The sequence below is a fragment of the Streptomyces sp. NRRL S-350 genome, from assembly GCF_000719705.1.
Taxonomy (GTDB): Bacteria; Actinomycetota; Actinomycetes; order Streptomycetales; family Streptomycetaceae; genus Kitasatospora.
Map to the genome: position 1 here is coordinate 1 of NZ_JOHO01000027.1, position 13,560 is coordinate 13,560.

The window sequence follows — 13,560 nt, forward strand, 5'->3', positions numbered from 1 at the left end:
CCGCGTCGCCCTGATCACCGACGCCATGGGCGCCGCCGGCATGGGCGACGGCCTCTACCCCCTCGGCCCCCTCCAGGTCGACGTCAAGGACGGCGTCGCCATGCTCCCCGACGGCAGCTCCATCGCCGGCTCCACCCTCACCCTCGACCGGGTGTTCCGAAGGGCGCTCACCCTCGGGAAGTTGACGCTCCACCAGGCCGTCGAGTCCCTGTCCGCCACCCCGGCCCGGCTCCTCGGTCTGAGCGACGCGATCGGCTCGCTGGAGACCGGCAAGCTCGCCGACCTCGTCGTGGTCGACTCCGAGACCTTCGACCTGGTCGCCGTCATGCGCCGCGGCCGCTGGGTGCTCGGCGGCGAGAGGTTCCCCACCGTCACACCCGCCTGAGCCCGTCAAGCCCGCCTGACAGAACGCCGACGGCCGCCCGTCCCCCTCCGGGGCGGGCGGCCGCGGAGTGTCCGGGGTCAGGGGGCGGCGACCGCCGGACGCGGCGCGGTCAGGATCGCGAGCAGGCGGGCCACCTCCTGGGCCACCGCCTCCCGGCCGGCGCCCAGGTAGACCCGGGTGTCGACCAGGCCGGCGTCGGCCGTGAGACGGTCCCGGACCGCCTCGGTGAAGGCCTTGTTGAGGTGCGTCGCGATGTTGATCTTCGTCATGCCGTGCGCGACCGCCTCCGCCAGGGTGTCGTCCGAGACGCCCGAGGAGCCGTGCAGCACCAGCGGCACCCGCACGGCGGCCCGCAGGGCGGCGATCAGCTCCAGGTCCAGGCTCGCCGTCCGCGTCAGCATCGCGTGCGAGGTGCCGACCGCGACGGCCAGCGCGTCCACGCCGGTGCGCCCGGTGAACTCGGCGCCCTCCGCGGGGTCGGTCCTGGCACCCGGCGCGTGCACCCCGTCCTTGCCCCCGACCTCGCCGAGCTCGGCCTCCACCCAGACCCCGGCCGCGTGGCAGTGCCGCACCACCTCGGCCGTGGCCCGCACGTTCTCCTCGTACGGCAGCACCGAGGCGTCGAACATCACCGAGCCGAAGCCCAGCCGGACGGCGTCCTCCGCCAGGGCCCGCTCGGTGGCGTGGTCGAGGTGGACGGCCACCGGTACGGCGGCCGCCCGGGCCACCGCGAGCGCCGCGCCGCCGACCGGCGCGAGGCCGCCGTGGTAGCGCACCGCGTTCTCGCTGATCTGGAGGATCACCGGCGCTCCGGCGGCCTCGGCGCCCGCCACGATGGCCTCGGCGTGTTCCAGCTGGATGACGTTGAACGCGCCGACGCCGTGACCGGCCTGGGCGGCGGGCGCGACGATCTCCCCGGTCCCGACTAGGGGCATGACTCTCCTTGAGGGTGTGCCGGGTCGAGGTCCTCGATCCGGACGAGGTCGAGCAGGCGGTGGTAGGCGTCCGAGTCGAAGCGGCCGGCCTGCGGGGCCAGCACGGTGGCGGCGGACAGCGCCACCGCGCGGCGCAGCCGGTCGGGCCACGCCTCGCCGCCGGCGAGGCCCAGGGCGAGGGCCGCGACGGCGGAGTCCCCCGCCCCGGTCGGGTTGCCGGCCAGCACCCCGGGCGGGCGGGCGCGCCACCGGCCCCGGTCCGTCACGGCGAGCAGGCCGTCCGGGCCCAGCGAGGCCGCCACCGCCCGCGCCCCGGCGGAGCGCAGCAGTTCGGCCCCGGCGACCGGGTCCTCGGTGCCGGCCGCCCCGGCCAGTTCGTGGGCGTTGGGCTTCACCACGGCCGGGCGGGCGGGCAGCGCGTCGAGCAGGGCGGGGCCGTCCGCGTCGAGCACGGCCGGGACGCCGCGGGCGCCCGCCCGTTCGACCAGCTCGCGGTAGGCGCCGGCCGGCAGCCCGGGCGGCACGCTGCCCGAGAGCACCACGGCCGAGGCGCCGTGCAGCAGGCGCTCGTAGCGGGTGAGGAAGTGCTGCCATTCGGCCGGCTCGATCTGCGGGCCGGGCTCCAGCAGCATGGTGGTGTCCAGGTCGTCCACCACGGCGACGGTCCGCCTGGTCTCCCCGGCGACCTCGACGAGTTCGTCGCGCAGCCCGCAGTCGGCGAGGTCCGCCCGGACGGCCCGGCCCGCCGGACCGCCGGCCAGCCCGGCCACCACCACCTCGTGGCCGAGGGCGGCGAGGACCCGGGCCACGTTGACGCCCTTCCCCCCGGCCTGCCGGGTGACGGCCCGCACCCGGTTGCTCGCGTGCAGCCGGGCCTCGGGCAGCCGGTAGGTGACGTCCAGGGCGGTGTTGAGGGTGACGGTGAGGATCATGCGTCGGCTCCGTCCAGGAGGTCCTGGGCGAGCAGGGCCGCCCCCAGGCAGCCCGCGCGGGGGCCCAGCACGGCGGCCGCCAGCGTCGGGGCGGGGCGGAAGGTGAGGCGTTCGGCGAGCGCGCCGCGCAGCGGGGTCAGGAAGGGCTCGCCGGCCTGGGCCAGCCCGCCGCCCAGGACGACGCGTTCCACGTCGAGCAGCACCGTGAGGGCGGCCAGGCCGTCGGCCAGCGCCTCGATCGCCTCGGTCCAGATCCGGCCGGCCAGCGGCTCGCCCGCCACGGCCCGGGCCACGACCTCCCGGGCCGCGACCGGCCCGGCGGCCGTGCCCGTCCCGCCCGACGCCTCGGCGTAGCGGCGGGCGATCGCCGAGGCGGAGGCCAGGGTCTCCAGACAGCCGCGGTTGCCGCAGGCGCAGGGCTCGCCGCCGGGCCGGACCACCAGGTGGCCCAGTTCGCCGGCGAAGCCGCGGCTGCCCGCGCACGGCCGGCCGCCGATGGTCAGTGCGGCGGCGATCCCCGTCCCGACCGGGACGAAGGCGAAGTCGGGCCAGCCGCGGCCGGCGCCGAGCCGGCCCTCGGCGAGTCCGCCGGCCCGCACGTCGTGCCCGAAGGCGACCGGGAGGTCCAGGTGCTCGGCGGCCCGGCGGCGCACCGGGGTGTCCCGCCAGCCGAGGTTGGCGGCGAGCACGGCGGTGCCGCCGGCCTCGTCCACCAGACCCGGTACGACGATCCCGGCGGCCTGCGGCTTCGACCCCCGGCGTTCGGCGTACGCCACCAGTTCGTCCGCGCACCGCAGCACCGTTGCGAGCACGGCGTCCGGCCCGCGCTCGGCGCGGGTGGACCACTGCGCGCCCTCGACGAGTTCGCCGCCCTCGACCACGGCGCCCTTGATGTGGGTGCCGCCGACGTCCAGCGCGATGACGCTCATGAGGCCGCCTCGGGGTGCCGGCCGGTCACGGCTGGTCCAGGACGATGGAGCGGGTGAGGTGGCGCGGCTGGTCCGGGTCGAGGCCTCGGCCGGTGGCCAGAGCGACGGCCAGGCGCTGGGCGCGGATCAGGTCCGCCAGGGGGTCGAGGTCGGAGACGGACACCCGGGCGCCGGTGCGCCCGATCTGCGCCACCAGGCCCGCCGGGGGCTCGCCGAAGAACCACACCACGCTCTCGGGCCCGCTGACGCTGATCGGTCCGTGCCGGTACTCCATGGCCGGGTAGGACTCCGTCCACGAGGACGAGGCCTCCCGGACCTTCAGCGCGGCCTCATGGGCCAGGCCGCAGGTCCAGCCCGCGCCCAGGAAGGTGAACTGCCCGGCGTCGAGGGCCCCTTGGGGCAGCGGGTCGGCCAGCGCCCGGCGGGCCTGCTCGGGCAGGTCCCGGGGGGCGGAGTCGAGGTGTGCGCGCAGCAGGACGAGGGCGGTGGTGGCGAACCTGGTCTGCACGACGGACCGCTCGTCCGCGAACTCCAGGGCCACCAGGTGGCGCGCGGCGCCGCCGATCGGGGTGCCGGGGTCGGCCGTGATGGCCACCGTCTCGGTGTCCCGGGTGCGGGCCAGGGCGTCGAGCACCTCGGTGGTGGTGCCGGAGCGGGTGAGGGCGACGACCCGGTCGTAGCGCCGGGCCGCCGGGAACTCGGACGCCGCGAACGCGTCGGTCTCCCCGAGGCCCAGGCCCTCGCGCAGGGCCGCGTAGGCCTGGGCGATGTAGAGCGAGGTGCCGCAGCCGATCACGGCCACCCGTTCGCCGGGCTCGGGCAGGTGCTTCGGCGTCAGGTCGAGGGCGCGCTGCCAGCACTCGGGCTGGCTGCCGATCTCCTCGTCCACGTGGGCCATGGGGTTCCTCCTGGTTGGTCGTGCACGGTCGTGCGTGCGGGAAGAGGGGCGGTGGGAGGGCCGGGACCCGGGGCGTCCCCGGGGCCCGGCGCCGGGCCCGTCCCCCCGGACGGGCCCGGGGTCAGGCGATGGACCACCGCTGCAGCGGTGAGCCGGTGTCGGGCTGCTGGGTCACCGCGGCGCCGTCGGTGGCGGAGTCGGCGGTGAGCAGCAGTCCGCTGGCGGCCGAGGCGACGGTGTGGCTGCCGTCGGCCAGCACCCGGACGTTCCAGTGCTGGTTGGCGCCGCCGCTGCACGGCCACTGGATGACGGCGGCCCCGGCCTCGGTGGAGCCGCCGCTGACGTCGGCGCACATCGCCGAGAGGCCGTTGACCAGTTCGTACGAGCCGTCCGGCTGGGGGCGGAACTGCCAGCTCTGGTTGCTGTCGCCGGTCGGGCTCCAGGTGATGAGCCGGTTGCCGGCGGTGGTGCTGTGGTCGGCGTCGTCGAGGGCCCGGCCGCCGGTGGTGAGGGTGTGGGTGCCGCCGAGGGCCGGGTTGACGGTCCAGGTGAAGGACACCGAGGCGCGCGCGGTGCCGGAGGAGGCGGTGACGGTGACGGTGGAGGCCCCGGCGGCGGTCGGTGTCCCGGAGATCAGGCCGGTGGAGCCGAGGGTGAGCCCGGCGGGCAGGCCGGTCGCGGAGTAGGTGAGCCGCTTGCCGGCGTTGTCGGTCGCGGTCAGCTGGACCGAGGCGGCCTTGCCGACGGTGCCGGACTGGTCGCCCGGGCCGGTGAGCACGACCGTCTCGGGGGCCTTGCCGGTCGGGGTGAGCGTGAGGGTCTGCGCGGCGGCGGTGCGGCCGCCGCCGACGGCGGAGCCGGTGGTGTCGGTCCAGTACCGGGCCGGGGTGGTCTCGGCCGGGGTGCCGGCGGCGGTGAGGCCGAGCACCAGGCCGCTGTAGCGGTTGACCAGGCGGTAGCCGGTGCCGGCCGGCACGATGAACCACTGCTGCCCGACGCCGACGGTGGTGCCGACGGTCAGGGCGGCGCCCCAGGCCCGTCCGGCGGTGGTCGAGGCGTCCACCCCGAGCGCGCCGCCGGTCGCGGCGTTGAGGATCCGGTAGGAGCCGTCGCCGTTGCTCGCGAACGACCAGGACTCCAGCCTGGCGCCGGTGGCCCGGGCCGCCGAGGTGGTCGCCGGGCTGCCCTGGCGCTGGGCCAGCACCCGGCCGTCGCCGCTGGCGATCCGGTACGTCCTGGTGAGGTCGAACGGCGCGGCGGCGGGCGTGGCGGAGCCGACGGTGAGGTCGACGTACTCGCCCCACGAGCCGTTGGAGCACCCGTACCCGCAGTAGAGGCGGAAGTCGCGGCCGATGATGGTGGAGTCGGTCAGGTTGGCGCTGTCCAGGAACCAGCGGTACCAGGAGGCGGTGTGGTAGCCGCCGGTGTCGCCGAGCAGGGTCCACTTCTGGGTGGCGAGGTCCTTGGTGGCGTAGATCTGCTGCGGGGCGTTGCCGCTCTGGTCGACGGCCTGCGGCGTGCCGAGGTAGAGGCCCAGGTGGGCGTCGTAGGCGACGTTCATGGCGAACAGCGGCGAGGTCGGGGTGAGCGTGCCGGCCGCGACCTGCTCCTTGACGGTGCCGGGCTTCGCCGGGTCGTACTCCTTGGCGGGCGCCACGTAACCGGTGGGGTCGGCGGCGTCGACGGGCACCATGTCGCTCTCCCGGCCGCCCTTGCCGGGCTGCGACCAGGCGCCGTCGTACCACTTCTGCCAGCTGCCGGGCGCCATCTTGGCGGAGATCGGGGAGCGCGCGGCGTGCGCCATGAAGTCTCCCCAGGAGCCGCCCTTGTCGACGATCCGGGAGCCGTAGAAGACGTAGAAGTAGCCGGAGGCGGTGTCCACGAAGAGCCGCTGGTCGCCGTCGCCGTAGTCGAAGGTCTGGGCCGGGAAGGCCGTGGTGTCGCCCCGCGTGGTGCTGTACGGCGAGGTGATCACGTGGTCCTTGATGTCCCAGGTCCGGCCCTGGTCGGTGGAGACGGCGTAGTCGATGGCGTCGAAGTGGAGGCCGTCGCCGAAGGGCTGGGGGGTGAACTCGTTGTGCACGAGGCCGTACCAGTAGCCGGTGTCCGGGTCGACCCAGACGCCCGTCAGGTCGCAGTAGTTCTTCTGTGAGTAGCCGGAGCCCTGCGGGGCGAGGCTGGCCTGCCGGCCGGTGGGGCTGTTGTCGCACCGCCAGGTGGTGTCGTCGTTGCGGTCGGCGGGGTTGGCGGGGTTGACCGCGTCGCTGATCGCGGCCGACCTGGTGGCGGTGTCGAAGTCCTTGCCGGTGTAGAAGGTCCACTCCCGCGGGTCGTTCGCGCCGTACAGCGCGTGCGCCTCCTGGTAGTAGAAGGTGCCGTCCTTGTCGGTGTAGGCGGTGGCCGGGGTGTCGTCGGGGTTGGGGAAGGCGCTGGTCCTGCCGACCGAGACGGTGTACGTGGTGGCGCCGGGGGCCGCCCCGGGGGCGGGGGCGGCGGCCAGCGTGCCGGCGCCGAGGGCGGCCAGCGCGACGGTGGTCACGGCGCGGGCGAGTCCGGAACGGGCGGATCGTGTTCGGGCGGATCGTGTTCGGGCGACTGACACTGGTGCTCCTCTTCCGTACGGGGGCGCGCCGTCGCGCCCCTCGTCGTGGGGGTGGCGGAACGGGAGAGTGGTCCGTGGGGGCGGACGGGGGCCGGCGCGGCTCAGCCGTCCGCCATGCGGAAGTCGTACTGGGGCGGCACCGGCGTTCCGGGGTGGACGGCGAGCCAGAGGGTGTCCAGCGAGAGCTCGCCCTCGCGCATGGTGTCGACCTGGATGCCCTCGGCCAGCAGGCGTCGGACCCGGTCGTCGTCGCCGGCCGCGTGCGCCGCCTCCGCCTCGGCCAGCCTGATCCGGCCGTGCGCCCGGTCCGCCGGGGGCAGGTCCCCGATCAGCGCGAGGGCCTGGGTGGGGCGCTCGGCGCGCTGCAGCGCCTCCAGCGTCTCGATCGTCAACTCCCGTAGTTCCGGGCGGAGTCGGTGGGCCTCGGCGATGAGGTCGGCGGCCTCCTGGCGGTCCTGTGCGAGGAAGGCGAGCGCGCGCAGCGCCCAGGGCGAGGGCTCGGCGGCGACGGAGCCTTCGAAGGCCTCGCGCGCGGACTCCGGCTCCCCGGCGGCGAGCCGGAGCAGTCCGAGCTGGTAGAGGGCGTGCCAGTCCGCGGCGCAACCCTCCAGCAGCTGCCGCCAGTGCGCGCCGGTGACGGGTTCGGCCGGCGGGTCGCAGACCGGGAGGGTGCCGGCCCGGAGGAGTTGCCGCCAGGGCTCCTGGGCGGCGGCCGGGGTGCCGAACGGCAGGATCGGCGAGGCGGGGAGGGCGCCGGCCTCGATCTCCAGCGCGGCCCAGCCGCCGCCCTCGGCCAGCAGTTCCTCGGGCTCGCCGAACTCCTCGGCCGACGCGTGGGCCCGCTGCAGCTCCGGCGGCGGGAGGAGCTGCGCCAGCGCCTCCCCGGCGGCCTTCCGGGCGGTGTCCCAACTCCCGTGCACCGCCTCGGGGTCGGCCGCCAGCAGGCCGTACGCCTCGGTCCAGGACCAGGTGGCGCCGCCGGGCAGCGGCAGGTGCTCCAGCTGGGTGCGGGCCAGGCCCGCCTGGATCTCCAGGTAGGCGGAGTCCGGGCCGGAGAGCCATTCCTGCCAGTGCCGGCCGCCGGTGCCGGTGCCCCAGCAGAACATCTTGCGGCCGCGCAGCCGGGCGGTGGAGGTCTGGACGAGTCCGGTGCCGGCCGCGTCCAGCGCGGCGATCCAGGGGCGTTCGCCGGTGGGGACGTCGAGGAAGTAGTCGGCGGCGCGCAGCGCCCGGCCCGGGTAGCTGCGGTCGGCACCGCCGGTCTCCGGGAAGGGGACGCGGCGCAGGTCGCTGACGTAGTCGCAGTGGAAGGCGTGGTCCGCCGGGCCGACCACCCGCACGTCCCGGTCCTCCGGTACGGCGATGTTGGACCACCAGTAGACCGGCGTCTCGGTCGGCGCGGGGTTGTGCACGGCGATGTGGACGTACAGCACCGGGGAGCCGGCGGGCAGCCAGGTGTCCATGCGCAGGACGACGCGCCGCAGCCGTTCGAAGGCGTACATCCGCAGGCCCGGGGTGCCGTCGGGCGCGCTCACCCGGGCGGCGTGCAGCGGCTCGCAGGTCAGCGGCCAGTGCCCGGTGGCGCCGAGGTTCCACTCCACCCCGCCGGCCAGCCAGGCGTCGCGCAGGGCGAGGTTGGCGGGCTGGAGGATCCGGTTGCGGTGCAGCAGCTCCCGTCCGGTGGGGCGGTGGACCAGCGACCACAGCCGTCCGCCGAGCGAGGGCAGGAAGGTCGCGGTGAGGATCTCGTTCTCCAGGACCACGCACGGGAGTTCACGCTCGGTGCGGACGCGGTCGTAGCCGCTCTGCCGGGTGTACGGGAGCAGCGTGTCGGGCACGCCGTAGGCGAGGTTGCGGCGCATCTCCCCGTCCACCCCGGCGCCCGCGCCGATCCGGCTGGGCAGGCCGTGCAGGATCGGCAGGGTGCCGCCGAGCGGGTCGGGGGTGCCGTCGATGCGGAGCAGGTCGGTGCGCAGGGTCGAGGTCATTTGCCGATTCCAACCGTCATGCCCTGGATGATCCGCGAGCCCATCCAGGAGAAGAGCGCGATCATCGGGGCGAGGATGATGCAGACTCCGGCGAACATGGTGCCGTAGTCCAGGCCGTTGAACTGCTGGGCCGCGACGAACGAGGAGAGCGCCACCGGGAGGGTGAGCTGGTCCTGGCTGTTCGTCAGGACGAGGGCGAACAGGGTCTCGTTCCAGGCGGCGATGAACTGCAGCAGGAAGGCGGTGATCAGCCCGCCCCGGGCGACGGGGAGGATCACCTGCACGAAGGTGCGCACCGGCCCGGCGCCGTCCAGGACGGCCGCCTCCTCCAGGGCTCCGGGGATGCTGCTGAAGAACCCGGTCAGCAGGAAGACCGTGAAGGGCATCGCCAGGCCGACGTAGACCAGCCCGAGGCCGAGGTCGCTGTCGGTGAGGTTCACCCGGGACAGTCCGACGAAGAGCGGCACCACCAGGACCTGGCCGGGCACGCCGAGGCCCATGGCGAAGGTCGTCGTCAGCGCGGAGGAGGTCCGCGAACGGCGCCGGGCGAGGGCGTAGGCGCAGGGGGCGGCGAGGACGACGGCGACCACGGAGGAGAGGCCGGCGGTGAGCACGCTGTTGACGGCCGCCTGGGCGAAGCCGCCCTCGTCGAGCGCGGTGGCGTAGTTGTCGGTCTTCGGGGCCGCCGGCAGTCCGAAGGCGTGCTGCAGGATGTCCGGGCCGCCGCGCAGCGAGGTCACGATGATCCACAGGACCAGCAGCAGGTCGGCGGCGACCACGAGCCAGACGACGGCCGTGCCGATCCGGGTCGCGAGTCCCGTGGGGCCGCGGCCGCTGCTGCCGCGGCTCCGGCTCGTGATTCTGCTTCCGCTACTGCTTCGCACGGGCGGTGGCCTTTCGGGGGTTTCGTGGGTCGGGGGCGGCGGTCCGGGCGGGTCAGTACTCGATCGGGTCGCGGCGCAGCAGGCGGCGCAGCACGAGGGTGATCAGGGTGACCATGACCAGGCTGACCATCGCGGCGGCGGTGGCCATGCCCAGCCGGGGGACGGTGCCCTGCGGGAACGCCTCGGCGTACACGTACACGGCGGTGTTCCAACTGCTCACCGGCGGGTAGGCGTTGGTGCTGCCGCCGTAGAGCAGGATGAGCTCGAAGATCTTCACCGAGCTGACGGTCCACAGCACCGCGCAGACGGCGATGACGTCCCAGGCGCACGGCAGGGTGATGTGCCGGAAGCGCTGGAACGGGCCGGCGCCGTCCAGTTCGGCAGCCTCGTAGAGGTAGTCGGGGATCTGGTCGACCGCCGCCATGATGATCGAGGTGTAGTAGCCCGTCGCCGTCCAGACCAGGGTGCCCAGCACCATCGGCAGCAGGTTGTCGGTCGACAGCCACTTGGGCGGCGTGGTCACTCCGAACAGCTTCAGCGCCTGGTTCACCGGGCCGGTGGGCGAGAACAGGAACCCGGCGGCGATGCCGAAGACCATGCCGTTGACCAGCGAGGGGAAGAACAGCACCGAGCGGGCGAAGAGCCTGGCCCGCATCTCGCGCAGCACCAGGGTCAGCGCGAAGCTGAGCACGAAGGTGATCGCGCCGCCGACGACCATCAGTTCCAGCGTGTTGAGCAGGGAGGTGCGGAACCGCTGGTCGCGGAAGAGCGTGAGGTAGTTGCCCGCACCCCGCCACTCCATGTCGCCCATGCCGTCCCACCTGTACAGGCTGGTCCACAGGGCGTAGCCGACGGGGGCGATGAACAGCACCGCGTACACGATCAGCGCGGGCGCGGTGAACGGCCAGAACATCCGGCGGCGCCGGCGCTCCAGCGGGCCGACGCCGGGACGGGCGGCGGGCGCGGCGCCGTCCCGGGCGGGGTCCGTCCGGGACGGGTTGTCGATCGTCGTCGCCACCGTCAGCCCTGGGTCTGCCAGTAGGAGGCCTGGTCGGCCTTGCACTTGGCGACGAACTGGGCGGCCGTCGTCTTGCCGTGCCAGAAGTCCAGGTAGTTCTCGTTCAGGACCTTGGAGAGCCAGCCGCCGGACACCCCGTCGAAGCCGAGGCGCAGGGTCGGGGCCGCCAGGGCCTTCTGGAGGTCGGCCAGTTCGGCGGGGGCCGGGATGTCGGCGCGCGGGGTGAGGTTGAGCGCGGTGGTGGAGATCCCCGCCAGGTGCTTCTTCTGCAGGAAGAAGGAGATGAACTTCTGCGCGGCGGCGGCGTTCTTGGCCCGCTTGGGGACGGCGAAGCCGATCAGGTTGGCGTCGGGCGCCTTCGCGGTGGGCGGCAGCATCGACGCCATCTTCCAGTCGGCCGGGACCTGCTTGGCGACCTCGGCGGTGACGTAGTTGCCGTCCATGTAGAACGCGGCCTTGCCGTTCGCCCAGTTGGTCTCCTGCGCCGGGTACTTGGTGGCGTCGTAGCCGGCGATCAGGTGGCCGCCCTTGACCAGCTGCTCGATCTGCCGGGCGGCGGTGAGCACCGCCGGGTTGTCCCAGGTCGCACCGGACTTGTCGGCGGCGAGCTGGGAGACGTCCACCCCGGCACCGTTGAGCAGGTAGTCGAAGTACAGCGCGTTGCTCCACGGGTCCTCGCCCTCGGAGGCGATGCACGCCTTCCCGGCCGACTTCAGGGCGTCGCAGACCTTGAGCAGTCCGGCCCAGTCGGTGGGCGGAGTCGGCATCGCCGCGGCGAGGACGGGATCGGCCGCGTTGTAGAACACGGCGTTGGTGATCACCTCGTACGGGATCACGTAGTGGTTCGCACCGGACGGGTCCTTCGGCAGCATGTCGAAGTACTTGGCCGGGATGACCTGGGAGACGGGGACGTCCTCCCCCGGGATCCGCTGGTCCAGCACCGCCGAGAGGTCCAGCGCCTGACCGGCCGCGGCGGTGGTGCCGTAGACCTTGTCGTCGGACTCGTCCCACAGGTCCGGGGCCTGGTTGGCGGCGATCGCCGGGCCGATCTTCTTGGCGATGTCGCGGCCCGCCCAGGTGACGTTCACCTTGGCGCCGGTGGCGGCGGTGAAGTCGGCGATCGCGGCCTTCAGGACCTGGGCCTGCGGCTCGTCGGCGCGCCACATCGACCAGTAGGTGAAGCCGCCGTCGGCCTTCGCGCCGCCTCCCGAGCCGCTGCCGCAGGCGCTCACGCCGAACGCTAGCGCGACGGCGGTGGCCGCGCCGACGACGCGGGCAGCGGAGATGGTGGTTCTCCCCATGGGTGGTTCCTCTCGGTGGCGCGAGATGCCGCGCAGACGTGTCGTCAGCCGCGGCCCGGAGAACGGGGGGCGGCTGGATGGCTGGGACGATACGGTCGAGTTGACCGGTAAATCAAGAGTCCTTGCAGAATTCACCGGGGTCGTAGGGCGATCCGGTGCCCTCTTCGGCGAAGAACCCTCACGTCACGGAGGATCCGGCTGTCCTGACCGACCTTGACGCTCCTTCAGCGGTGCCCTACGTTTCACCGAAAGCAAGTTGACCGGTAATTCGAAGGATCCAGCCATGGTGACGATGCAGGACGTGGCCGAGCGTGCCGGGGTCACGAAGCAGACCGTCTCCAACGTGATCCGGGGGCGGGGCGCCGTGAGCACGGCGACCGCCGCCCGGGTGCGCGCCGCGGTCGAGGAACTGGGCTACACCCCCAACCTGGTGGCGCGATCGCTGGCCACCGGCGCCACCAGGACGGTGGGCCTGTTCGTGCCCACCGTGACGCACTCCTTCTACGCCGACATCGTCGAGGCGGTCGAGGACGTCCTCGACGAGAACGGCTACCACCTGCTGCTCTGCACCACCCGGCTGGACGGAGAGCGCGCCAAACGCCATCTGGCCGGCCTGACCAGCCGTTCGGTGGACGCGCTGCTGATCGCCGGCGACCGGGACCTGATCGACCATCTGCCGCTGCTGTCCGAGGCCTCCTTCCCCGTCGCCCTGTGCGCCTGGGAGACCGAAGCCCCCGACCGGTTCCCGGTGGTCACCATCGACTACGAGCGGGCCGGCTACCTGGCCGGGCGCCACCTGCGCGAACTCGGACACGAACGCGTCGCCGTGCTCGCCAGCCCCGACCACGCCCCGCGGGTGGCGGGCTTCCGCCGCGCCTTCACCGCCGACGGACTGGCCGTCCCCGACGACGCCGTCCACCTGGCACCCGCACCCACCCCCGCGGGCGGCTTCGCGGCGGCGAACGCGGCGCTGGCGGCCGATCCCGGCCTCACCGCGCTCTTCGCCAGCCACGACGTGCTCGCCCTCGGCGCCCTGGAGGCCGCCCGGGCCGCGGGCCGCTCCGTGCCGCACGACCTGTCGATCGTCGGACACGACGACAACCCGGAGGTCGGACTCGCCCGGCCCGCCCTCACCAGCGTCGCCATCCCCCGGCGGGAGATGGCGAGGGAGGCCGTCGAACTGCTGCTGCGCGCCCTGAGCAGGTCGGGCACCCCGGCCAACTCGATCCAGCTGCTGCGCCCCGAGCTGGTCGTCCGGGAGAGCACCGGCCCGGTCGGCGGGCGCCGAGCCGATCCGGCCGGATGAACCCGGCCGGCCCGAGCCGAGCAGTTCCGCGCACAGCCCTTCCCCGTGCGAGCACTACGCTTCCGCGCCGGCGCCGTCCTCGTCCGGGATCATCAGCCAGTCGTTCGCGAAGTCTCCCGCGACCGGCTCCACCGGCCAGTCGGCAGGGCCCACCGACGGCACGCTGCAGCATCTCGCGGAGATTCTCCAGGGGGCGGGGGTTCTCCGTACGTGTCCGGCGAGGTGGCGGCAGCGCCTCGTCCAGGACGTGCGGCGCGCCCCGGAACTCGCCGGCCCGGGGGTCGGACGCCGGCGGTGCCGGCGGAGGTCACGGCTCACGTGGCCGCAGGATCCTCGCTCCGAACGCCGGCGGTTGTTCTTGAATAGTCACTCATGTATGTTT

General features: G+C 74.1%; 11 protein-coding genes. 2 read left to right on the plus strand and 9 right to left on the minus strand.

Translation table 11 applies throughout. The annotated features are described in order from the left end of the window. Positions 1 to 385 (plus strand): amidohydrolase family protein (locus tag IF30_RS0123275; protein WP_030241727.1); only part of this gene is annotated, 385 nt, incomplete at its 5' end. Positions 386 to 462: 77 nt separating this feature from the next. Here the strand turns inward: IF30_RS0123275 and IF30_RS0123280 are convergent. From IF30_RS0123280 to IF30_RS0123320, 9 genes are all read right to left on the minus strand, one after another. Then, entirely contained in the window at positions 463 to 1,320 is an 858-nt protein-coding gene (locus tag IF30_RS0123280) for a class II fructose-bisphosphate aldolase (protein WP_030241731.1), read from the minus strand. Further along, positions 1,311 to 2,252 (minus strand): 1-phosphofructokinase family hexose kinase, encoded by a 942-nt coding sequence (locus IF30_RS0123285; RefSeq protein WP_030241732.1) that lies wholly within the window; start codon positions 2,250 to 2,252, stop codon positions 1,311 to 1,313. Before IF30_RS0123285 ends, IF30_RS0123280 begins: the two co-directional genes overlap by 10 nt. Continuing rightward, the gene (locus IF30_RS0123290; protein WP_030241734.1) at positions 2,249 to 3,181 is read right to left on the minus strand and encodes an ROK family protein; all 933 of its coding nucleotides are present in this window, start codon (positions 3,179 to 3,181) and stop codon (positions 2,249 to 2,251) included. The genes IF30_RS0123285 and IF30_RS0123290 overlap by 4 nt, the downstream gene beginning before the upstream one ends. A gap of 25 nt (positions 3,182 to 3,206) precedes the next feature. Continuing rightward, positions 3,207 to 4,079 (minus strand): SIS domain-containing protein, encoded by an 873-nt coding sequence (locus IF30_RS0123295; RefSeq protein WP_030241736.1) that lies wholly within the window; start codon positions 4,077 to 4,079, stop codon positions 3,207 to 3,209. 121 nt (positions 4,080 to 4,200) lie between these two features. Then, positions 4,201 to 6,618 (minus strand): RICIN domain-containing protein, encoded by a 2,418-nt coding sequence (locus IF30_RS0123300; RefSeq protein ID WP_030241739.1) that lies wholly within the window; start codon positions 6,616 to 6,618, stop codon positions 4,201 to 4,203. 164 nt (positions 6,619 to 6,782) lie between these two features. Further along, complete coding sequence (locus tag IF30_RS49530; RefSeq protein ID WP_030241742.1) at positions 6,783 to 8,669, minus strand: DUF5107 domain-containing protein; 1,887 nt, start codon at positions 8,667 to 8,669, stop codon at positions 6,783 to 6,785. Further along, entirely contained in the window at positions 8,666 to 9,553 is an 888-nt protein-coding gene (locus IF30_RS0123310; protein WP_030241746.1) for a carbohydrate ABC transporter permease, read from the minus strand. Before IF30_RS0123310 ends, IF30_RS49530 begins: the two co-directional genes overlap by 4 nt. Before the next feature lie 52 nt (positions 9,554 to 9,605). After that, a complete protein-coding gene (locus tag IF30_RS0123315; RefSeq protein WP_234322814.1) occupies positions 9,606 to 10,571 on the minus strand; it encodes a carbohydrate ABC transporter permease in 966 nt (321 codons plus the stop codon). A 2-nt stretch (positions 10,572 to 10,573) separates the two neighbouring features. Beyond that, a complete protein-coding gene (locus tag IF30_RS0123320; protein WP_030241751.1) occupies positions 10,574 to 11,872 on the minus strand; it encodes an ABC transporter substrate-binding protein in 1,299 nt (432 codons plus the stop codon). A 283-nt stretch (positions 11,873 to 12,155) separates the two neighbouring features. Between IF30_RS0123320 and IF30_RS0123325 the strand changes: the two genes are divergently transcribed. After that, positions 12,156 to 13,178, plus strand: coding sequence for a LacI family DNA-binding transcriptional regulator (locus IF30_RS0123325; protein ID WP_030241753.1), 1,023 nt, complete (start codon positions 12,156 to 12,158; stop codon positions 13,176 to 13,178). Positions 13,179 to 13,560: the final 382 nt, after the last annotated feature.

Coding starts and splice junctions, on each gene's coding strand:
- IF30_RS0123280 (WP_030241731.1), bottom strand. CDS start 1,320: ATGCCCCTAGTCGGGACCGGGGAGATCGTCGCGCCCGCCGCCCAGGCC.
- IF30_RS0123285 (WP_030241732.1), bottom strand. CDS start 2,252: ATGATCCTCACCGTCACCCTCAACACCGCCCTGGACGTCACCTACCGG.
- IF30_RS0123290 (WP_030241734.1), bottom strand. CDS start 3,181: ATGAGCGTCATCGCGCTGGACGTCGGCGGCACCCACATCAAGGGCGCC.
- IF30_RS0123295 (WP_030241736.1), bottom strand. CDS start 4,079: ATGGCCCACGTGGACGAGGAGATCGGCAGCCAGCCCGAGTGCTGGCAG.
- IF30_RS49530 (WP_030241742.1), bottom strand. CDS start 8,669: ATGACCTCGACCCTGCGCACCGACCTGCTCCGCATCGACGGCACCCCC.
- IF30_RS0123320 (WP_030241751.1), bottom strand. CDS start 11,872: ATGGGGAGAACCACCATCTCCGCTGCCCGCGTCGTCGGCGCGGCCACC.
- IF30_RS0123325 (WP_030241753.1), top strand. CDS start 12,156: ATGGTGACGATGCAGGACGTGGCCGAGCGTGCCGGGGTCACGAAGCAG.